Here is a 20,681-nt window from a genome sequence, read left to right on the forward strand (position 1 = left end):
TATGTTTACTTTCCTTAAAAGAAAAAAGCCTGAAGTTACCATCAATTCTATTTCTATCCCAAATTTCGGCTGGGAAATCGTTGAACAAAATAACACTCAGATCGTCTGGGTAAATCCCGAACAAAGCGCCTTGATTTCTCTGTACTTTTTCAACATTCCGCCAGATTTACCGACTGTTAAGAATATTGATGAATTAAGAAACTTTCACAGGCACTCAGTTTCTGCTTCCGGTGGAGGCATTGTTGAGGTATCAATATTTAACCTTCATAATATTCCGAGTGTAAAGACTATTTTTAAAATCCCTCAACCTGAACAAGGGATGAGCTATCTTGCATTCGTTACTATTCCTTTTGAAAACTGCAGTTTTGTAATTAAAACCCAAGCTGTTGAAGTCGGAACAACAGGGATGAGAGATAATCTGGTACTAAACAGATTTCTCCAAAACGGCGAAGTTACTTTCGATGATAATGGACTGAAAAACTGGTTTGAAGATCCCTACGATCCTTCCTTTAAAGAGGGCGCTCTTATGAATAAATCCGAAACAGAGGAGTATGACAATGATTTTCCCCATCATCCGCTTTCCATAGTTCGCAGCATGATTAAAAAAGCCATCGAAGATGTGATTTTAAAGGATGAACTAAAACGGCTGACTGCTTTCAGTAAATAATAAATCATCGGCAGAGTGTATGAAATAATACCACTCTGCTTTTTTATGTGAAATTTTTCACTACCTTAGTTATGAAATTTGCTGAAAAATAAAGCAATACATAAGATTATGGCAGAAAAACTTTATTTCATCAAAACAAATCCTGTTGCCGCAAAGATCAATCTGTACAACAAACTCTGCCGCGAAGAAGAAACTGCGCTTCAGTTTTTAAAAAAAGATCAGAAAACAAGTTTAGAGCTTATTAAAAAGAAAGTTCAGGAGAATGCAGAAAGTCTCAGTAAAGAAGAAGTGGAAGATATTTTCAATTGGTTTGCATCAAAATACAGCTCCGATCCGGAAGAAATGAAAACCCAGCTTTTCGTACACGGATTTGATATTTTTTATGAAATACATGATGCTGAACAAGTTGAAAAGTTTAACCAAATTCTTTCAGATTATGAAAAATATTCAATGCAACATTTAGGGTATAAATGCAAAGCGGAAGATTTCAACCGTTTTCTGATCTATGGAATATTTTTTACAGGATTAGTACATCAGAAAAATGAAAATTACCTGTCGGATTATTTACAATTAAATCATAAAGATCTGTATTCTTTTGCTGAACAGGAATTTCAGGCAAAAAATAACGATTTCTCTCATGAAAAAAACTATCCTGATTTTGACAAGCTGTATGACTGTACAAAGTTTTATAAAGGTTTTATCGTGAAACTTTAAAAACGATTAATAATTCAAATGAGAAATAACCAAAAAATAATACAATCGGATGAATTGGATATGCTTTTAATCCTTCTTCCTTCCGGATGGAGTGAATTTCTGCTTTACATTCATGGAAGAAAGTTTAATTATTTAATCACCCATGCTTTTAATAATCCCTTTTCTGAAATCATGTATGCCGTTCTGGATTTGATACAAGACAAACAGGAAACTGAATTTATCTGGTATAACTAACCGGGAGGATGCAAATTTGAAATAAAAAGAATAAAGGAAAAACAGCACAAAGCAATCGTTTCTTTATATGATTTTGAAGAATCTTACGGAGGGCAGTTGAATTTTAAACTGGAAACACAGTTCGAAGTTAAAATAAAACAATTTGTTTTGCTTTGTTACCTTCAACTGAAAAAGACTTATTTACTGCTTAATGATAAAGAATTTTCAGACAAAAGAAGCGGCTCCTTTCTTGTACAGAATTTCCATGACTTTGAAAGAAAAGTCGAAGATTTTCTGAAGAAAAAACAGATGATTTTTTAATAAAATTCTATCTTTGTACTCATGAAGCACTTAAATAACCTATTACGTCTTCCTTTTTTCAGCAATTATTATTACCCGGATAATCATTCGGGAAGACTTCTATAACCATATTCAGTAGAAATTTAATCTAAAAACATCATAGAACCCGGACAGTTTTTGTTCGGGTTTTTTCATGCTTAAAATTAAAAAAATGATCAGAAAATTAAAAGAGAATGCAGAAATCATTCTGCCGGAAAACGGACTGGAAGAAAAAATTCAGCAAGCCGAAAAAGAAAACAGAAAGCTAATCATCAAACTGGGTTTTGATCCCACTGCTCCGGATCTGCATCTGGGACACGCAGTTGTTTTGAAAAAACTGAAACAATTTCAGGATCTGGGACATCAAATTGTAATCATTGTCGGAAGTTTTACCGCAAGAATCGGCGATCCTACAGGAAAAAACAAGGCGAGAAAACCTTTAACCGCTGAAGAAGTTCATCATAATGCGGAAACGTACATCAGTCAGCTCTCAAAAGTTATTGATATGGAAAAAACAAAAATTGTCTTTAATTCGGAATGGCTGGATGCGCTGAATTTTTCGGAAGTGATCCAACTGATGTCGAAAGTGACGGTTGCGCAACTGATGCACAGAAATGATTTCAATAAAAGGTTTTCAGAAAATACACCGATTGCCATGCACGAACTGGTGTACCCTATTTTGCAGGGTTTTGATTCTGTACAGATTAATTGTGACATTGAAATGGGCGGAACCGACCAGCTTTTTAACTGTACGATGGGACGACAATTACAGGAAAGTCACGGAAAATCTCCGCAGATTGTGATGTGTATGCCTTTGCTAAAAGGTTTGGATGGAAAAGAAAAAATGAGCAAATCCCTGAATAACATCATCGGATTAACCGACGAGCCGAATGAAATGTTCGGGAAAACAATGTCGATTCCAGATTCTTTAATTGATGAATTTATTGAGCTTACCACTGATTTTTCTCCAGAAGAGAAGAAAAGTTTAAAGCAAAATATCGTAAACGGTGAAAATCCAATGAATATTAAAAAGCTGATCGCTAAAAATATCATCACACAATATCATAACGTATAATCGGCTGAAAACGCCGAGTTATTTTTCATGAACCAGTTCCAGAGTAAAAATTTTGAAGAAAAAGTTTTTGAACCGGTTTTGATGGATTCGCTCCATCATGTTCAGCATAAAATGGTCTTATCGGAATTATGCCATCAACTGAAATGTAACGAAAGTAAATCTTTCATCCGAAGACTGATTGAAAACGGTGGAATTCAGATCAACAATATAAAAATGACCGATCCGAATGAAGAAATTAAATTAGAGAAAGGAATAAAAATTAAGATCGGAAAAAGAAGTTTTTTTGAACTTTTGTAGATATTTAATTTCCGAAGGCAATTTTCTATATATTCGTTTCTTTAAAATTTAAAATACAATTGCATGAGTTATATTATGGTCGATATAGAATCAGACGGACCGATTCCGGGCGATTTTTCAATGGTCTGTTTTGGAGCCGTTTTAGTGGATGAAAATCTGGAAACCATCTTTTACGGAAAATTGAAACCTATTTCAGAGAAATTCAATCCGGATGCATTGGCAGTTTCCGGTTTCACGCGGGAAGAAACAATGGATTTTGATGATCCCGAAGAAGTGATGCTGAAATTTGAAGAATGGATTAAAGAAAATTCTAAAGGAAGACCTGTTTTCATTAGTGATAACAACGGCTTCGACTGGATGTTTATCTGTTGGTATTTTCATCATTTCATCGGGAGAAATCCATTCGGCTTTTCCTCCAGAAGACTTGCGGATCTTTATTGCGGACTGGAAAAAGACACTTTTGCCCAGTGGAAACATTTACGAAAAACAGAACACACCCATCATCCGGTTGATGATGCACGAGGAAATGCAGAAGTTTTGCTGTATATGAAAAAGGAAATGGGACTGAAAATCGGATTGAAATAAAAAAGTATGCATTTTCAGCATACTTTTTTACTTATAGGTGTAAGGAACAAGAACCTCAATAAAATTATCCGTCCGGTGCGGTTCTCCGATGGCGCGGAATTTCCAGTCGCCGTTGTGGCGGTAAACTTCTGCAAAAACCATAGAACACATTCCGTTCATACCTGCATCGCCGGAAAGACTGAATTTTGTAATTTCTCTTCCTCTTGCATCTACCGCGCGGATAAATGCATTTTCTATCATTCCGAAATGCTGCCTGTTAAACAATCCCTGATAAATTGAAACCACGAAAACGATTTTCTGATAACGTTCATCCAACTGATCCAGCAATACAATAATCTGCTCATCGTCGCCATCTCCGGCTCCGGTTCTGTTATCTCCGGTGAGCCATATTTTTCCGCTCGGATGCCGCATCGCATTAAAGTAGATAACATCACTTTTATACAAAGCGATCTCTCTTCCGTTTCTTCCGGGAACCGTCATTCCGAGATCCGCCACTTTTCCGTTTTTATCTAAAAGAAAAGCGATGGCATCAAGATCATATTCTGGACCATCGCTGACCCCGAACAGACGGTTGAAAAAATTTCCGGATCTTCGAACATCCCAACCCAAACCTATGGTTACAGAGGAAAGATCATACGCATCTTCTCCATGTTCATTTTTGCGGAGGTTAATCGTCTGACCTTTTTGTAAGTTGATTGCCATATCTATTTAATGATTTGTCCTTTGTAATATTTTTCAAGGAAAAAGCTCAGATCTGCTCTGTAGCCGATTCCTGAAGCTTCAAACTTCCAGCTTCCGCCACGTTTGTATAGTCTCCCGAACTCTATTCCTGTTTCGATGGAAAAATCTTCATCCAGTTCATATTTGGCAATTTCCATATTCGTGTTATTGTCAACAATTCTGATGTAGGAATTTCTCACCTGCCCGAAATTCTGCTTTCTCCTTTCAAAATCTTCGATGGTAACGACAAAGAGAATTTCCTGCACTCTTTCATCTACTTTTTCAAGATCAATAATGATGGATTCATCATCATCTCCGTCGCTGTTTTTTCCGCTCGGGTCATCACCTGTGTGCGTGAGTGCGCCATCGGGCGAACTCAGGTTATTATAAAAAACAAAATATTCTTCACTCACCAGTTTTCGTTCCGCATCGATCATAATTGCGGAGGCATCAAGGTCAAAATCATATCCCATTCCTTCATTCGGATCCCATCCAAGACCGATGGTCATTTTTGTAAATCCAAGATCAATTCTTTGCCCTTTCTGTAAATTAATTGCCATAATAATGCTATGTGTTTTATGTATTGTTTATCGAAGTTATGGCGGTTTTAGGAAATTTCCAAAATATTTTGTGACAAAAAATTATGTAAATTGCCAAACATAAAATTTTGAAATTCAGTAAAATTAAGAGCTGAAAAAATCCGATCGCCATGACCGGATTTTATATTTTCAAAAGATTTAATTAAAAGATAAATTATTCTGCAAATTCTTTTTCTGCAACAATTTTATTTCTTGCTTTTGCCAGCATCGGAATAGAGATTAATCCCATGACCAACATGATGCAGATCTGCAGAGGCAGTGAAATGAAAGAATACGTTAATCCGACTTCTCCTCCAAGCTCACCGCTTTTCCCCATGGATATAAATAAAGCCATAAAACCGTACTTCATTGCAAGATTAAAAGCTCCGATTCCTCCACTTGCGGGGATAATCATTCCGAATGTTCCTACAACAAGAATTAGAAATCCGTCATCAAAAGTGAAGTCGGAAGTTTCCGGCAGCGCAAAACAGACCAAATAGGCGGCAAAATAATAGGAAACCCAGATTCCTAAAGTATAAAGAATGAATTTTCCTTTTTGCTTTAATTTGAATACAGATGTTAAACCGTCGAGTATTCCGTCTATAAATTTGATAATCTTATCTAAAACAGGAACATTGGCGAGTCTTTTTTTGAACATAAAAAATAAAACCGCACCCAGCAATAAAATTCCTATGATGAAAAAGATTTTATTCGGATTGAAATCGGCTCCCGAACTTTCATAAACCGATGAAATAACATCTCCTTTAAAGATCAAAGTCAACCCTAAAAAGCAAAGCATACAGACTAAGTCTACTACTCTTTCCAGAATAATGGTCCCGAAAGACTGGTCTACCGGAATTTTTTCCACTCCGTACAAAGCAGTTGCTCTTGCTACTTCTCCACTTCTTGGAATTGTTAGGTTCATAAGATATCCAAAAGAAATCGACCAGAGAGAATTGGAGTTTGAAATATGGTGTCCCATCGGTTCCAGCATCAGATTCCAGCGGATTGCTCTGAACCAGTATGCTGCAATACCAAAACAGGCAGCAAATAAAACCCACCAGTAATTTGCCTTTGCTAAAGATTTTTGGATCACTTTAAAATCTAAACCTTTTAGGGCAAACCATAAAAAAAAGCCTGCAAAAGCAAGCGAGATCACTATTGTAAGAATGGATTTCAGAGGATTTTTTGATTTTTTCTCCATCCGGTTACGTCAAAAGGTTTGTTTTTTCGTCCGGGAAAACAATTTTTGGCTGGAAAGTCTGTGCTTCTTCCGGAGTCATCTGTGCATAAGCAATGATAATAATGATATCATCTCTCTGTACTTTTCTCGCTGCAGGACCGTTAAGACAAACTTCTCCCGATTTTCTTTTTCCTTTGATTACGTAAGTGTCGAAACGCTCTCCGTTATTAACATTTACAATATAAACCCTTTCTCCCACTACCAAACCAGCCGCTTCAATAAGGTCTTCATCTATTGTAATACTTCCAATATAATTAAGGTCAGAAGCCGTAACTCTCACCCTGTGAATCTTAGACTTAAAAACTTCTATTAACATGGTGCAAATTTATTAATAATAATTTACAAAACCGCCTTTTATAATGAATTTAAAACTCACAGAATGCCAGTACTTTAATTTAATTAAACATAATTTTTAAAGATTTTATTTACAGAATTTACAAACATATCCTAAAAACGATCAATACTTATTACAAAATTCAGGATTTAATAAATGTAAAAAATAATATTACATTTTTAGTAAAGTCAATATACATAAGCATTTGGCATGATTTTAGTAACGTGTAACGTAGATTTTTCGTAAAAAGCTGAATTATCATATTTTAACTGTTTTCACGTAAAATCAAAAAATTTATTTATTTTTTTGCAAAAAAATTGCACATATAGAAAATAGTATTATATTTGCTATTAATACGAACTAACTTTAATATTAAAAATTATGAACAAGTCTGAATTAATCGACGCAATCGCAAAAGATGCCGGCATCACTAAAGTTGCAGCTAAAGCTGCTTTAGAATCATTTATTTCTAATGTAATGACTACGCTAAAGAAAAAAGACGGAAAAGTTTCTTTAGTAGGGTTTGGAACTTTCTCTGTAGCTGAAAGAGCAGCAAGACAGGGAATTAATCCTGCAACTAAAAAGCCAATTAACATCGAAGCTAAAACTGTTGCTAAATTCAAAGCAGGTGCAGATCTTTCTGCTGCTGTTGCTTCAGCAAACGCTCCTGCTCCAAGTAAAAAGAAAAAATAATCTTTCAGGATTAAAGAAAAAATAAAACCTCATCGTGCGATGAGGTTTTCTTATTGATGTATCAGCTATTTAAGGAGCCAATCTTGCTATTTTCCAATCAATTCCATCTACTAATTTATATACAATCCTATCGTGAAGACGATTCGGTCTTCCCTGCCAGAATTCTATTTCGTAAGGTTTTGCAATATAACCGCCCCAGTTTTCAGGTCTTGGAACTTCTGCATTTTCATACTTTTCTTCAAGTTCTTTAAGCTTTTTTTCTAAAAATTCACGGTTCGGAATTTCGTGACTTTGCGGAGAAACCACTGCGCCTAACTGACTTCCTTTCGGTCTGGAATGAAAATATCCGTCACTCAGATTTTCTGCGATGCGTTCCAGATCTGCTTTAATAATGATTTGCTTTTCAAGACTCGGCCAAAAGAAATGAAGACAGGCTTTATGGGTTTTTTCTATGGATTTTCCTTTTCTGCTGTCATAATTCGTATAAAAAATAAATCCCTCATGTGTATACGCTTTTAACAACACCATTCTTGTACGCGGACAGCCGTCTTCTTCTACCGTGGAAATAGCCATTGCATTGGCTTCCGAGATGTTAGGATTTTCGCTGGCTTCCAGAAACCAGTCGCGAAACTGTTCGATAGGATTTTGTTTTATCTCACTTTCAATAAGTTGGGATTTCTCGTACACTTTTCTTTTGTCGTGCAGGTTTTCCATAAATATTTTTTATTAAATTTGAGTATGAATTACTCTTACAAAGGTAAAATATTAATTTCCACACCCGACATTTCCGGCGATATTTTTTCCAGATCTGTTGTTTTGATTATTGAACATAATGAGAACGGTGCATTTGGTTTAATATTAAATAAGAAAAACAGCCAGATGAGCAGTAAATTCAAAGATTTTTTTGATTTTAAGATTGAAGTTTATGACGGTGGTCCTGTGGAAAACGACAAAGTTTTCTTCATTGTAAAAGGAAAAAAAGTAACCGAAATTTATACAGAAATCACCCCCGAATTTTATCTTACGGAAGACATTGAAAACATCATCAGTGCTGTTCTGAACGGTGAACTGGACATCAATAACGTGAAAATATTTTCCGGCTATTCCGGATGGACAGCTTTGCAGCTTGACGGGGAAATCCAGAGAAAACTCTGGACGGTAGTAGATGTTTATAACCTTGATTATACTTTACCCAATGATCAGACGCTCTGGAAATCAATCATGCAGAATCTGGGTGGAGAATATCTTTTATGGGCAAATTCTCCTGAAGATATTTCTTTGAATTAACGGAAAAGGATTTATTAACATTGCGTTAATATTTAACAAACTTTAAGAAAACGTTAAGCAATTTTAAGCAAAGAAATTCCGTTATTTGTTAAACCAAAAATCTCTGTGATATGAAAGGAACAAAACTATTTGTAATATCCGTTTTTTCCACCGCATTTCTATCTTTCACTCCCGTTGATAAAAAACTGATCATTGTTGATGCAGGACATGGCGGAAATGATATGGGAGCCAACAGATACGGAATTTATGAAAAGAATATTGTTCTGAACATCGGAAAAGAGATTCAAAAATTCAATAATTCTCAGGATCAATACGAGGTAATTTTAACGAGAGATAACGATACGTACAGTCAGTTATCAGACAGAACAGCTCTTATCAATAAGCTGAACCCCGAAATGGTTATTTCACTTCACGTGAACAGCAGTCCGAAGCCTGAATCTACTGAACAGGGAGCTGAACTCTACACGCAGAATACCGAGGGTTCAAAAAAGCTTGCTGACCGAATTTCAAAGAAATTCAACACGTTAAAAATTGAAGAAAAAAATCTTCATATTTTAAGAGAATCTAAAGCTCCGACCGTTTTAATGGAACTCGGATATATCAATAATACCAAAGACAGGGAATATCTGACCAGCGAGAAAGGTCAGAAAGAAATTGCTCAGAAATTTTCTGAAATTTTCAGAGAATACTAAATAAAGATACAAATTCTGATTCATTCAGAATAAAACCCGGTAAAGGACTTTCGGAACTTTGTTGTTTACCGGGTTTGTCAATTTTCATATTAAAAACTTTCTTTCCAGCTTTTAATCAGTTCAGAAAAATTCTGATTTCCGAAAGTTTTATTTCTTATTTTCCCCACAGAAAATATCCCTTTTTCATCTGAAATCAGTAAAATTTCTTCGGCTTTCTGAGACTCAAACGCGATGATTTCGTGTTCCTGTATGTCTGCAAGATTATTTTTATGCAAAAACGTTACAAAATTTTCCATAAGCGGCGAAATGTAAGCTCCTTCCGTCTGTTTCGGAATTTTGATCACGTCGCCTTCCAAAAACAGAAGATTGCCGAAAGTTGTACGCGCGATCCTTTTATTCGGGTTTAGAAGGATAACGTCATCAAGATCATTTTCCTGCGCATAAATCTCTCCGTAAATATTTTCCGGACTGTGGACTCTGATGCTGCTTAAAAGGTTGTTATTAACGTTTATTTCCTTAATTAAATCAAGCTCAAGATGTCTTTCCTGTAATGCTAAAACATCTTCGATCTCTGTAATTTCATAAAAATAAGAAACTGAGGATTTGGAAAGAGTTAATCCGTCTGAATTTCTGAAAACCTGAAAATTAATGACGGCATTCTGAATGTTTTCTCCTTCAATAATTTCTTTTTGAAATAATGACTGAAAAAATTCCATAGTGTAGGTTAACGGAATATTCAGTCTCATTTTTCTCATGGAAGCCATTAGGAAGAAATAGCATTCTTCATCCATGATTAATTTTCCGTTTCTGATGAAAAAAGAAACTTTAACGGCATCCCCCGAAAGAAAGGCTCTGTTTTTTACATTAATTTCGTCTGATGTAAAATATTGATTTTCCACTGTAATCTAATTTATTTACAAAAAAAATAATGAACGATAAATCGTTCATCAGTTTTATAATTCAGCTTGCCTACGTTTAGGCTGCTCCTAATTTAATTCTAAGGTTTTCGATAAGATTTTCCCAGTACATTGCGTTTTCTTCCTCATCTCCTTCTTCACAGAAATCTGTAATATTAAGAGACAGGTCTTCTGTAATGTCGTCTATTGCGATCGTCATTTCAAAGAAGTTTTTGGTTCCTTCGTCTTCTTCCCATCGGAAACGCACGAAACCTTCAGGCTTATATCTTATTAAAGTAGCCTTCTCAGAAGGACCTCCACCCCAGCTGAAAAAGAAGTCATCCCCTTTCTCTGTCACATCATCTGCAAACCATTCAGACAATCCTTCCGCCGTTGCCAGATATTCATACAAAATCTCTGATAAACAATGCATTGGGAATTCGTAATGGACTTTATGTTTCGCCATATAATCTTTGTTTTAATCGTTCCGCAATATATAAATTAATTTTTTTATTACACAAAAATGTATTTATTTTTTTGCATAATCTTCATGATATTTGTCAGAGATTCTTAAATAGGTGTTTAATTATTATTTTACCATAATCTTTTTGTTTTGTGGTATCAAAAAAAAGCTCTGAAAAAGAGCTTTTTTATTGGTTTTCATTTAATACGTCAAGGATAATTTTACATCCTTCTTCTATTTCTTCCTTTGAAATCGTAAGGGGTGGAGAGATTCTCAGATATTCATTTCTGTAAAGCTGCCAGAAAACAATCAGTCCTTTTTCCATGCATCTTTTGGCAACGTCTAAAGTATATTCCGGTGATCCGAGATTTACAGCCAACATAAGCCCTTTTCCGTTAATATTTTTTATTTTGGGATGAACCAGAAGGTTTCTGTATAGTTTTTCTTTTTCTTCTACTTCATTCATCAGACCGCTTTCCAGAACTTCTTTTAAAGTTGCATAACTGGAAGCTGCGATAAGCGGATTTCCTCCAAAGGTCGTAATATGCCCTAATTTCGGAGAATGAGACAGTGTTTCCATAATTTCGCGCGAACTCATAAAAGCACCAACAGGAACTCCTCCTCCCATTCCTTTTCCCATCACAAGAATATCCGGAACAATGCCGAAATGTTCAAAAGAAAAGAGTTTTCCCGTTCTTCCGAATCCCGGCTGAATTTCATCCAGAATTAATAACGCGCCGACTTCTTCACATCTCTTTTTTAATTTAATTAAATAATCGTCATTAGGAACTAAAAATCCGGCTGCTCCCTGAATGGTTTCTAAAATAACGCAGGCCGTTTTCTCGGTAATTTTATCGAAATCTTTTTCATTGTTAAATTCAATGAAGGAAACCATTGGCAATAACGGACGAAATTCTCTTTTATGGAACTCATTTCCAGATACACTTAACGCACCGTGGGTATTTCCGTGGTACGAATTTTTGAAAGAGACAATTTCTTCTCTTCCTGTATATCTTTTTGCCAGTTTCAGACTTCCGTCTATGGCTTCTGCACCGCTGTTTACCAGATAAGTAATTTCTAAAGGATCGGGAGTAGCTTCTGCCAAAAGCTTACATAAAGCCACCGGCTTTTCCTGTGCATATTCTCCGTAAACCATAACGTGAAGGTATTTTTCTGCCTGTTCTTTAATGGCATCAACTACTTTTGGATGGGAATGTCCTAAAGTATTGGCAGAAACTCCTGCTACAAAATCCAGATATCTTCTTCCGTCTTTACCATAAATATAACTTCCTTCCGCCTTCTCTACTTCAAAACCTGCGGCAAACTTTGTCGTCTGAGCCTGATATATAAAAAAATCCTTTTGCATTTCCATTTTCCGAAATTTTAGCAAAACTATAAAAGATTCGGCAAACGCCGAAATGAAACGGACAGAATAAAAAAATTGCCCGCAGAAAACCGCGGGCAATACCACCAAATCACAAAATATTAATATAGTTTCATATATTCTTAGGTAAATATATAGAAAAAAATTAATGAAAATACATATTCAATAAAAAATATTTACATTACATACCAAGATCGCAAATCAATTCAACAAACCATGAGAATTTACCAATTAGAAAACCGAATAACGATAAGGGTTTCCGCTTCACAGATTTTTGAATAAAACACGCCTGAAAATTCGAAAAAAAATTAAAAAATTATCAGGCAGCCACTATTTTCAGGGCGATTTTGTAAAAATAAATCACCATTTCCTATTTAGAAAATGGTGAATATTTTATAATTAAAAAAAATTCTGTTAAAAAAATGCGAATTTATCGCCTTACACGTTTTGGCTTTTTGGCTTCTTCTTTGGCTTTTTCTTTTTCTACTGCTTCCTGTGCTTTATTATAAAGTGTATTGTCGGCTTCGTATTTTACTTCTTCATAATTAGGCGTATCCACGAGAATATCCTGCCATTTCAGAATCCTGTCTTTTGTATTCCAGTTAAAATCCGGAAATTTCCGCCTTTCGGGTTCTATCATACTCATAGGATAGGTATCTGAAGCTGCTCCGATATTACATGCTACAACATATAATAGTTTTTCCTCAAAAATAGCATCAATAATACCGCAGGAAGTAAGAGAGATCCCGATTCTTTCCTTTTCCTTCGTTTGCTCGTTTTCATCATCGGAATAGGTAATTGCCTGAGCATTTCCGATTACTTTTGCTTCTTTGATATTGTTATCTTCTCCGTAATAAACCGTCATGAGTTTACCTTTCACCTGATTGAATTCGTCTTTCATATTCAGAGAATCTACTTTGCTGATGGCAAAAGCATTTCCGAGAACCTTCAGAGAGTCTATATTTTCTTTTTGGGTATTAAAATAAGCTTCAACTTTATCTCCGGTTACCTGCTTTCCGTTGCTCCAAAGGATTGGATTGGTATACATATGAAGAACTCCATCCGTTTCATTGAAAGCGATGGAATCTGCTCTTCCCTGCGCATTGGATTTATAAAAACGTCCTTTTCTGTATGCTCTCAGAAAACTTTTCTTCACCTTGATATCTTCAGGATCCGGTTTTTGAAAAGAAATAATTTTTTCTGCCGCAAAGTACATCGAATCTTTTTCCAGAGCTTTTACTGCATACGGATTTTTGGTCATCATGGCAGAATCTTTCTTTTCGTAAATTTCTCCGTAACCTCCTTTTATAAATCTTCTTTCGTTCGGATCATCCAGTGTTACATTTCCTGTCGCTTTTCCGAATCCGGATAACTGGTTATAGTACATTTCATCTCCGGTAAGAATCTTATCATTATAATACACTCTGGAGTTTTTGTATAAAAAAGCTTCTTTCGTATTTGTATTGTAATTTCCTTTATCGGTAACGATTCGGTTTTTAGGATTTTTCTTGTTGACAATTGTCGTCGGTCCGTTGATATTGACGATGTTTGTATTCTGATTCTGAACTACATTGTCTCCCTCCAGAATATACTGAGCGTCTTCTATTTTCACTCTTCCGGAAAGATCAATCGTTCTGGTTGTTAGAAAATAGGTTGCTGTTTTGGAATACGTTGTACTTTTTCCGTCGTTAATGGTTCCTCCGGTGTTGTAATACGCCTGATTGGAAAGCCGGTCGTAATACATGGTTTCCGTTTTTATAACAGTTCCTTTCGGATCGGTAAGAACTACATTTTTTCGGGCAATTCCCTTTTGTGTATTTCCATCATACTCCATTTCATCGGCTGTAATTACTGAACCATCGGCATTTTGCAATTTTACATTTCCGATAGCTTTGATGAAATTCTGTTCTTCATACACAATCACAAGATCCGCATTCAGCAAAGAACCCTGATGCGAAAACTGTACATTCCCAACGAAGTAATTATTCCCATCGTATTTCTCATCCTTCCGTAATTCATCAGAATGGATGTGCTTCACCTTTTCAGCAGGCGGAGCATTTTTTTGAGGAGTCGTGTTGGTAAAATAAGGATCTTTTTGCAGAGGTTTCGGCTGGTTCTGTGCAAATAAAAACGTTGAAACAGAGACTAGGACTAAAGCAAATAGTCTCATGAATTGATTAATCATTCTTTGTGCCATAAAAATACAGCGAATGGGAATCAATTTTTACGCCAAATGCCTGTTCAATTGCTTCTTTAATCCCTTGAATTCTCGGATCACAAAACTCGATGATCTCTTCGATTTCCTTGTCTGAATCTTTTTTGTACACCACCAAATGATCGTGCTGTTTATCAAAATAAGATTTTTCGTAAGAGGAAGAAGTGAGTGTTTTTTCTCCGAACTGATGCTTACGGATGAGTCCTGCATCAAGGAAAATTTCAATTGTATTGTAAATTGTTGCTTTGGAAACGTGGTATTTTTTCTGCAACATTAAAAGGTACAGATCATCCACATTAAAGTGATGATCCATACCGTATATTTCTTCTAATATCGTATATCGTTCAGGTGTGTTTCTGAAACCTTTTTCTAATAAATAGTTTCTTAAAACATCCTTTATCAGTGCAATATTTTTTTCTTTTTGTATCGTATCCATCAAAAAATTTATCTACAAATTTATTGATTTTTATTTAAATACAAATTGTCCTACTGTGTTAAAGAATTTAACCTTTGTGGCGGATAAATTCGCACTGCTCGATTTTGGATTTTCCGACGCAATCTTCCGTCATAGGTGCAGATTCTACCACAACATTGTGAGAGGTGATTCCCCATGCTTTAAAGTCGTCGCTTCCGATATATTTCACGAAATTGTAGATATTAAGAATGATTTTCTCTTTAACCGTAAGAAGTATATCGTTAATATAGGTATTGTCTATAATCACGTATTTCAGATCCGGCGGAATATTATGCGCTCTTAATGACGGATGGCTGCTTCTTGAAGGAATTGTTCCGTCTGCCATTAAATCTCTGAGAACCATATCGAAATAATCGTTAATTCTTCGGTCTATCTTAAATCCTAACATGAAGTTAATCTTATAGATCGTTCCCGGAAGAACTTCATCTACCGCATATTTAAAAGTATATGGATCTTCCTGATTGGTAATGCTTAAGATAAAATAATGATCGGCTCTTTTCGGCTGTTTTTTGATGATTGAATAAATAATCTTCGATTCGATCTCATCATTTCTCTTCGCACGGCTTAAATACGCTAAGTTAGTCGCATATTTAGGAATCGTTTCATCAAGCTTCATATCTTTAATGATCGGGATATAGGTCTCAAGCTTAATAAATTTGATGAATTTTGTTTTAATAGATCTTCCGTTGTACCATGCATACATACAGATTCCTATAGATCCAGCCAATACGACCGTAATCCATCCTCCTTCCATGAATTTGATTACGTTTGCACTAAAGAAACCTAATTCGATTGCCATATAAACAAACGCAAAAACAAGGATTAAAACTTTGTTGACTCTTTGTTTCAACAGCCAGTATACCAAAAGTACGGTGGTCATCAACATGGTTACCGTAATGGATAAACCGTAAGCCGCTTCCATTTTTCCTGATTCTTTGAAGTGAAGAACCACCACAATACAGAACAGTAAAAGCCCCCAGTTAATTCTTGGGATGTACATTTGTCCTTTAACCCCGGAAGGATAATCAATTTTCTGGTTAGGCCATAAATTTAAGGACATTGCCTCTGAGAAAATAGTAAATGATCCTGTTATCAAAGCCTGACTGGCAATAATTGCAGCCGCTGTAGCCAAAATAACGCCCGGAACCACCATCCATTCTTCCATGATACCGAAGAAAGGGTTTACTACCGAAAAGCCGGGTTTACCGTAATTGGTTAAAAGCCACGCTCCTTGTCCCAAATAATTTAAGATCAGCATTACTTTTACAAATCCCCAGCTTACACGAATATTTTTGGCACCGCAGTGTCCTAAGTCGGAATAAAGCGCTTCCGCTCCTGTGGTACAAAGGAAAACCGCTCCTAAAATTACAATTGCGCTCGGAGAGTTGGCAATAAGCTTATACGCATAGTAAGGATTGAAAGATCTTAAAATTTCAAGATTTTCGCTTAAATGAGACAATCCTAAACCTCCCAAAACCAGGAACCAGATCACCATTACCGGTCCGAAGAACTTCCCGATAAAGCTCGTACCAAACTGCTGAACTACGAAAATAACAATCAGAATCGCGATCGTGATAGGAACAACCGGAGTATCCGGATTATAAATTTCAAGACCTTCGATCGCAGACATTACCGTAAGCGAAGGAGTAATTACCCCATCTGCAATAAGCGCAGCCGCTCCTACAATAGCAATAAGATACAACCAGCCTTTTTTAAGATTTTTTACCAGAGAAAAAAGTGCTAAAATACCCCCTTCTCCTTTGTTGTCTGCTCTAAGAGCAATGATTACATATTTAATTGTCGTCTGAAGAGTAAGCGTCCAGATAATACAGGACAACGCCCCTTCGATGTACTCATTGAAAGGCATCGTACTTCCTTTTCCTCTTGCGTTAACAATCGCTTTCATTACATAAAGCGGTGAAGTACCGATATCTCCGAAAACAATTCCGAGAGACACTAAAATTCCAATGAAAGAAAGCTTTTTGATGTCAAAATGATGACCGCCTTCTGTAACTTCTGCCATACCAGCTAATTTAATTTTTAAACGCGCAAATTTAAGTCAAATTTACATCTCCATGAATTTTTCTTCATGAATATAATAAATGAAAAAACTTCCTTTCGGAAGTTTTTTTCTATAATCGTTTTATTACTTAACGTACATTGCTTTTTTGATCTCTTCTTTCACTTTTTCAAGTTTCGGGAACCACTCTGCAAATAAAGCTGCGGAGTAAGGAGCAGGAGCATCTGGAGTTGTAATTCTCTTGATCGGAGCATCCAGATAATCGAATGCTTTCTGCTGAACCATATAGGTAATTTCGGACGCCACAGAACCAAATGGCCACGCTTCTTCCAAAACAACCAGTCTGTTTGTCTTTTTAACGGATGCCAAAACAGTATCATAATCCAAAGGACGAACGGTTCTAAGATCGATAACTTCTACAGAAATACCTTCTTTAGCCAAATCTTCAGCAGCCTGAATAGCCAGCTTCATGATTTTTCCGAAAGAAACCAGCGTAACATCAGAACCTTCTCTTTTGATATCTGCTTTCCCGATCGGTAAATAGTATTCTTCTTCAGGAATTTCCATTTTGTCTCCGTACATCTGCTCAGATTCCATGAAAATTACCGGATCATTATCCTGAATCGCAGTTTTCAACAATCCTTTCGCATCGTAAGGGTTTGAAGGAACGACTACTTTTAATCCCGGACAGTTGGCATACCAGCTTTCGAAAGCCTGAGAGTGTGTTGCTCCCAACTGACCTGCAGAAGCTGTAGGACCACGGAAAACGATTGGGCAGTTCCACTGTCCTCCACTCATCTGGCGGATTTTTGCAGCGTTATTGATAATCTGATCAATCCCCACCAAAGAGAAATTGAAGGTCATAAATTCTACAATCGGTCTGTTACCATTCATTGCAGCTCCCACAGAAATCCCTGCGAAACCAAGCTCAGCAATTGGTGTATCGATTACTCTTTTAGCACCAAATTCATCCAGCATTCCTTTTGAAGCCTTATATGCACCGTTATATTCTGCAACTTCTTCCCCCATTAAATAGATGGATTCGTCTTTACGCATTTCCTCGCTCATTGCCTGTGCAATTACCTCACGAAAAGTATATTCTGCCATATTTATTTGAAAAATTTAGAGTACAAAAGTAGTGTTTTTTTATTATTTACATAACAAAAACGACATTTCATTTAATGAAATGCCGCTTATTAATTTTTATTTGATCCCGATTAATTAGCTTTCTGCCAAGTCTGTGATCTTCCGATGAAAGATAAACCAACATATCCTCTTACATTCAGGTTATCACCGCTTCTTGTAATCGTACATTTGTAGGTTTTTCCTGTTTTAGGATCGGTAATGGTTCCTCCTGTAAATTCATCACCGTCTTTTTTAAGCCCTCTGATGATTTCCATTCCCAGAATAGGCTTGTTTTTTCTGTCGTCTTTACAAGCTGTACAGTTTGGATTAGCCGGCTTTATTAATAGTTGTGAGATTTTGCCAAAGTACTGGTCTCCTTTTTTATAGATCTCAACAATAGATTTAGCCTGTTTTGTTTCATCGTCTATGGTTTTCCATTTTCCTTCAATCTGTGCAAAAGACATTACTCCGAATAATGAAAGCGCGAAGGTTAATAATAATTTTCTCATATTTCTTATAGTTTTAATTTCAATAAAATAATTTCGTTGTCTATTACTGCTAAAAATATAAATTTATTTTAAAACAACAAAAAAATTTATTATCCTACACATAGATTACAAGAGATATCCCAAAAATTCATCTGAAACAATAATAAAGTTAATAGGTTTAACAATTAAAATTTCATTCAATTCATCCTGAAAATAAAATAGTTATATTTTAGTTCATTTTTCTGTTTATCACCCGATCCATATAATCCTGATACCACGCTTTTGCGATTTGTTTTCCTTTTTGCGCTTCCGGATTGGATTTCAGCTGATCCATAAGATTTTTTTCCAATCCTAAATCAGACTTATCAAAGATCCCCACAATTTCTTTTCCATCAAAACGGTAGATGTAATTCCCGATGATAAACTGCTCCACTGTTCCGTCTGAATTGGCAATAATCGGCGAATAATGTCTGTCACTCACAAGACTTCTCCCCCAGCTTCTGATTTTTTTATGGTAACCTATTAAATCTGCAAGCGTAGGATAAATATCAATCTGCTGTGCGAGTTCAGGATTTACGCCTTTTAAATTGTACGCAGGATTTGGGGAATAAAAGATTAAGGGCACTGCGAAACGATTCATTGTTTTATCGTATTCGGGATAATAAATTTCGTTGGTATGATCTCCTGTAAAAACAAAGATAGTATTATTGAACCAAGGTTGTTTTTTAGCTGTTTCAAAGTATTTTTTGATGGCAAAATCCGTATATTGAATTGGTTCATGCATCTGAATTTTTCCTTTTTTAAACTTTCCGTTGTATTTTTCAGGAATTTTAAACGGATGATGTGAAGATGCCGTGAATACGGTTACCATGAAAGGCTGTTTTTTTCCTACATTTTTCGCAAAATACTGTAAAAAAGGTTCATCCCAGATTGCCCAGATTCCGTCGAAATCTTTATCGTTATTGTATTCTGTCTTTCCAAAATAGTGTTTGAAGCCTAGAATGTTTCCAAAGCCTAAAAATCCCATGGAACCATTCGGAGCGCCGTGATAGAAAGAAGTATCGTATCCCATTTCGTTGCAGACAGAAACAATGGACTGGATTTTCTGGTTGGAATACGGCGAACTTGTAAAAGCGTCGGTTAAACTCGGAATTCCGGCAAGAACGGAACTCATCCCGTGAATCGACTGTCTTCCGTTGGCAAAAGTGTTCGGAAAAATAAGACTCTGTCCCGCCAAACTGTCGATAAACGGAGTGTAAGAAACGTAATCTTTGATGTCTTTATCTTTATTGAATGCTCCTGAATATTCTCTTCCGAAGGATTCTACAATAAAAATAACGATATTTGGTTTTTCTGCGACTTCTCTGTTATATTCTTTATAAGGATGGATATTCTGATCGATAAATTTTTCATCTACAAAATGAACTTCCTTAAAATTATTCGTATTTAAAGTTCGGAAAAAGGAAAACGTACTGTTCAAAACGACATTTCCCTGTGCCGGAATTTTTACGAAACGATTGGCGTCTACCAGATTGATCGGTCTTGTGCTGTGTTTAAAGTCTCCACGGATCCCGCCAACAGCCAAAACAGCCGTTATGCAAAGCGTTAACAAAGACCAAACAAAATACGGAAACAGTTTTTCTGGCTTGTTTTCCTGAATTGTTACTTTTTTATAAAGAAAAATCCAAAGGATCATCAAAGCTATAAATCCAATCAGAACAAAAGGATTCTGAGCAACAGAAGTTGTAAAAACCTTAAAAATATTGCTTTCGTGCTGCGCAACCTGCAACGCGGCAGAAGTAAGTCTCATCTGCGAAAATCTGAAATACACCATATCTCCGAAATTCATCGCATAGGCAATTCCGTTGGTGATAAAATACAGCCAGAAAAGAAATTTCTGGTAACTTTTTTTAGTATTGATGATAATAGGAATGATGCTCAGAAGAATAAAAAGGGCATTTACATATAAAATTGCCGTTGTATCGAATGCAATCCCATGGAAAGACAGACTGAAATAATCTGAAACAGAGTCGATCTTTATCAAGTCTTTATTAAAGTACCAGAATAAAAATCTTGCGATCTGATAGAAAAAATAGGCTAAAAAAATTCTGTACAAAAGCACCAGAACTTCCTGTTTTCTAAATTCTTTAAACAATTTCATGCTGCAAATTTACATTA

Annotated in this window: 23 protein-coding genes; 9 read left to right on the forward strand and 14 right to left on the reverse strand. The window is 35.9% G+C overall.

Translation table 11 applies throughout. From position 1 onward, the window contains the following. The first annotated feature begins 1 nt into the window (after position 1). The 6 genes from H6W52_RS06400 to H6W52_RS06420 all read left to right on the forward strand — a co-directional run bounded on the left by H6W52_RS06400 (position 2) and on the right by H6W52_RS06420 (position 3,890). Positions 2-667 carry a hypothetical protein gene (locus H6W52_RS06400; protein ID WP_116096863.1) on the forward strand — a complete coding sequence of 222 codons (666 nt, stop codon included), beginning with the start codon at positions 2-4 and terminating at the stop codon, positions 665-667. A 108-nt stretch (positions 668-775) separates the two neighbouring features. After that, complete coding sequence (locus H6W52_RS06405) at positions 776-1,381, forward strand: hypothetical protein (protein WP_116096861.1); 606 nt, start codon at positions 776-778, stop codon at positions 1,379-1,381. Positions 1,382-1,399: 18 nt separating this feature from the next. Beyond that, positions 1,400-1,615, forward strand: a complete 216-nt coding sequence (locus tag H6W52_RS06410) for a hypothetical protein (protein WP_116096859.1) — start codon at positions 1,400-1,402, stop codon at positions 1,613-1,615. Positions 1,616-2,105: 490 nt separating this feature from the next. After that, on the forward strand, positions 2,106-3,008 hold the full coding sequence (gene tyrS, locus H6W52_RS06415) for a tyrosine--tRNA ligase (protein WP_228457534.1): 903 nt from the start codon (positions 2,106-2,108) through the stop codon (positions 3,006-3,008). A 27-nt stretch (positions 3,009-3,035) separates the two neighbouring features. Then, a complete protein-coding gene (locus tag H6W52_RS21195; RefSeq protein WP_228457533.1) occupies positions 3,036-3,305 on the forward strand; it encodes a S4 domain-containing protein in 270 nt (89 codons plus the stop codon). A 63-nt stretch (positions 3,306-3,368) separates the two neighbouring features. Next, complete coding sequence (locus H6W52_RS06420) at positions 3,369-3,890, forward strand: 3'-5' exoribonuclease domain-containing protein (protein WP_116096855.1); 522 nt, start codon at positions 3,369-3,371, stop codon at positions 3,888-3,890. Between the two features lie 27 nt (positions 3,891-3,917). Here the strand turns inward: H6W52_RS06420 and H6W52_RS06425 are convergent, their stop codons facing one another. The 4 genes from H6W52_RS06425 to panD all read right to left on the reverse strand — a co-directional run bounded on the left by H6W52_RS06425 (position 3,918) and on the right by panD (position 6,747). Then, positions 3,918-4,592, reverse strand: a complete 675-nt coding sequence (locus tag H6W52_RS06425) for a TerD family protein (RefSeq protein WP_087705949.1) — start codon at positions 4,590-4,592, stop codon at positions 3,918-3,920. A 2-nt stretch (positions 4,593-4,594) separates the two neighbouring features. Continuing rightward, positions 4,595-5,170: a TerD family protein gene (locus tag H6W52_RS06430; protein WP_116096853.1), complete on the reverse strand. Its 576-nt coding sequence runs from the start codon at positions 5,168-5,170 to the stop codon at positions 4,595-4,597. A gap of 193 nt (positions 5,171-5,363) precedes the next feature. After that, positions 5,364-6,392: a lysylphosphatidylglycerol synthase transmembrane domain-containing protein gene (locus H6W52_RS06435; protein WP_116096851.1), complete on the reverse strand. Its 1,029-nt coding sequence runs from the start codon at positions 6,390-6,392 to the stop codon at positions 5,364-5,366. 4 nt (positions 6,393-6,396) lie between these two features. Then, complete coding sequence (gene panD / locus H6W52_RS06440; RefSeq protein ID WP_055984500.1) at positions 6,397-6,747, reverse strand: aspartate 1-decarboxylase; 351 nt, start codon at positions 6,745-6,747, stop codon at positions 6,397-6,399. Between the two features lie 399 nt (positions 6,748-7,146). Between panD and H6W52_RS06445 the strand changes: the two genes are divergently transcribed. Beyond that, positions 7,147-7,458, forward strand: coding sequence for an HU family DNA-binding protein (locus tag H6W52_RS06445; RefSeq protein WP_087705953.1), 312 nt, complete (start codon positions 7,147-7,149; stop codon positions 7,456-7,458). Positions 7,459-7,527: 69 nt separating this feature from the next. Here the strand turns inward: H6W52_RS06445 and pdxH are convergent, their stop codons facing one another. Further along, positions 7,528-8,172 carry a pyridoxamine 5'-phosphate oxidase gene (pdxH, locus tag H6W52_RS06450; RefSeq protein WP_116096849.1) on the reverse strand — a complete coding sequence of 215 codons (645 nt, stop codon included), beginning with the start codon at positions 8,170-8,172 and terminating at the stop codon, positions 7,528-7,530. Between the two features lie 24 nt (positions 8,173-8,196). On the opposite strand from pdxH, the gene H6W52_RS06455 reads away from it, so the two are divergent. Next, complete coding sequence (locus H6W52_RS06455; RefSeq protein WP_087705957.1) at positions 8,197-8,745, forward strand: YqgE/AlgH family protein; 549 nt, start codon at positions 8,197-8,199, stop codon at positions 8,743-8,745. 110 nt (positions 8,746-8,855) lie between these two features. Next, positions 8,856-9,437, forward strand: coding sequence for an N-acetylmuramoyl-L-alanine amidase (locus tag H6W52_RS06460; RefSeq protein ID WP_116096847.1), 582 nt, complete (start codon positions 8,856-8,858; stop codon positions 9,435-9,437). Between the two features lie 89 nt (positions 9,438-9,526). On the opposite strand, the gene H6W52_RS06465 is transcribed toward H6W52_RS06460, so the two are convergent. The 9 genes from H6W52_RS06465 to H6W52_RS06505 all read right to left on the reverse strand — a co-directional run bounded on the left by H6W52_RS06465 (position 9,527) and on the right by H6W52_RS06505 (position 20,664). After that, positions 9,527-10,336: an aminotransferase class IV gene (locus H6W52_RS06465; RefSeq protein ID WP_116096845.1), complete on the reverse strand. Its 810-nt coding sequence runs from the start codon at positions 10,334-10,336 to the stop codon at positions 9,527-9,529. 76 nt (positions 10,337-10,412) lie between these two features. Next, the gene (locus tag H6W52_RS06470; protein ID WP_087705963.1) at positions 10,413-10,799 is read right to left on the reverse strand and encodes an START-like domain-containing protein; all 387 of its coding nucleotides are present in this window, start codon (positions 10,797-10,799) and stop codon (positions 10,413-10,415) included. 184 nt (positions 10,800-10,983) lie between these two features. Then, positions 10,984-12,162, reverse strand: coding sequence for an aspartate aminotransferase family protein (locus tag H6W52_RS06475; protein ID WP_116097018.1), 1,179 nt, complete (start codon positions 12,160-12,162; stop codon positions 10,984-10,986). A gap of 448 nt (positions 12,163-12,610) precedes the next feature. Next, on the reverse strand, positions 12,611-14,350 hold the full coding sequence (locus H6W52_RS06480; protein ID WP_116097016.1) for an OstA-like protein: 1,740 nt from the start codon (positions 14,348-14,350) through the stop codon (positions 12,611-12,613). A gap of 7 nt (positions 14,351-14,357) precedes the next feature. Beyond that, complete coding sequence (locus H6W52_RS06485) at positions 14,358-14,831, reverse strand: Fur family transcriptional regulator (protein WP_076396095.1); 474 nt, start codon at positions 14,829-14,831, stop codon at positions 14,358-14,360. 67 nt (positions 14,832-14,898) lie between these two features. Next, complete coding sequence (locus tag H6W52_RS06490; protein ID WP_116096843.1) at positions 14,899-16,893, reverse strand: KUP/HAK/KT family potassium transporter; 1,995 nt, start codon at positions 16,891-16,893, stop codon at positions 14,899-14,901. Between the two features lie 123 nt (positions 16,894-17,016). Continuing rightward, entirely contained in the window at positions 17,017-17,997 is a 981-nt protein-coding gene (locus H6W52_RS06495; RefSeq protein ID WP_076396100.1) for a pyruvate dehydrogenase complex E1 component subunit beta, read from the reverse strand. Between the two features lie 110 nt (positions 17,998-18,107). Beyond that, positions 18,108-18,524, reverse strand: a complete 417-nt coding sequence (locus H6W52_RS06500; RefSeq protein ID WP_087705966.1) for a DUF2147 domain-containing protein — start codon at positions 18,522-18,524, stop codon at positions 18,108-18,110. A gap of 208 nt (positions 18,525-18,732) precedes the next feature. Next, positions 18,733-20,664 carry an LTA synthase family protein gene (locus tag H6W52_RS06505; RefSeq protein WP_116096841.1) on the reverse strand — a complete coding sequence of 644 codons (1,932 nt, stop codon included), beginning with the start codon at positions 20,662-20,664 and terminating at the stop codon, positions 18,733-18,735. Positions 20,665-20,681 lie beyond the last annotated feature (17 nt).

This window comes from Chryseobacterium sp. C2(2020), assembly GCF_014218915.1.
Classification (GTDB): domain Bacteria; phylum Bacteroidota; class Bacteroidia; order Flavobacteriales; family Weeksellaceae; genus Chryseobacterium; species Chryseobacterium mucoviscidosis.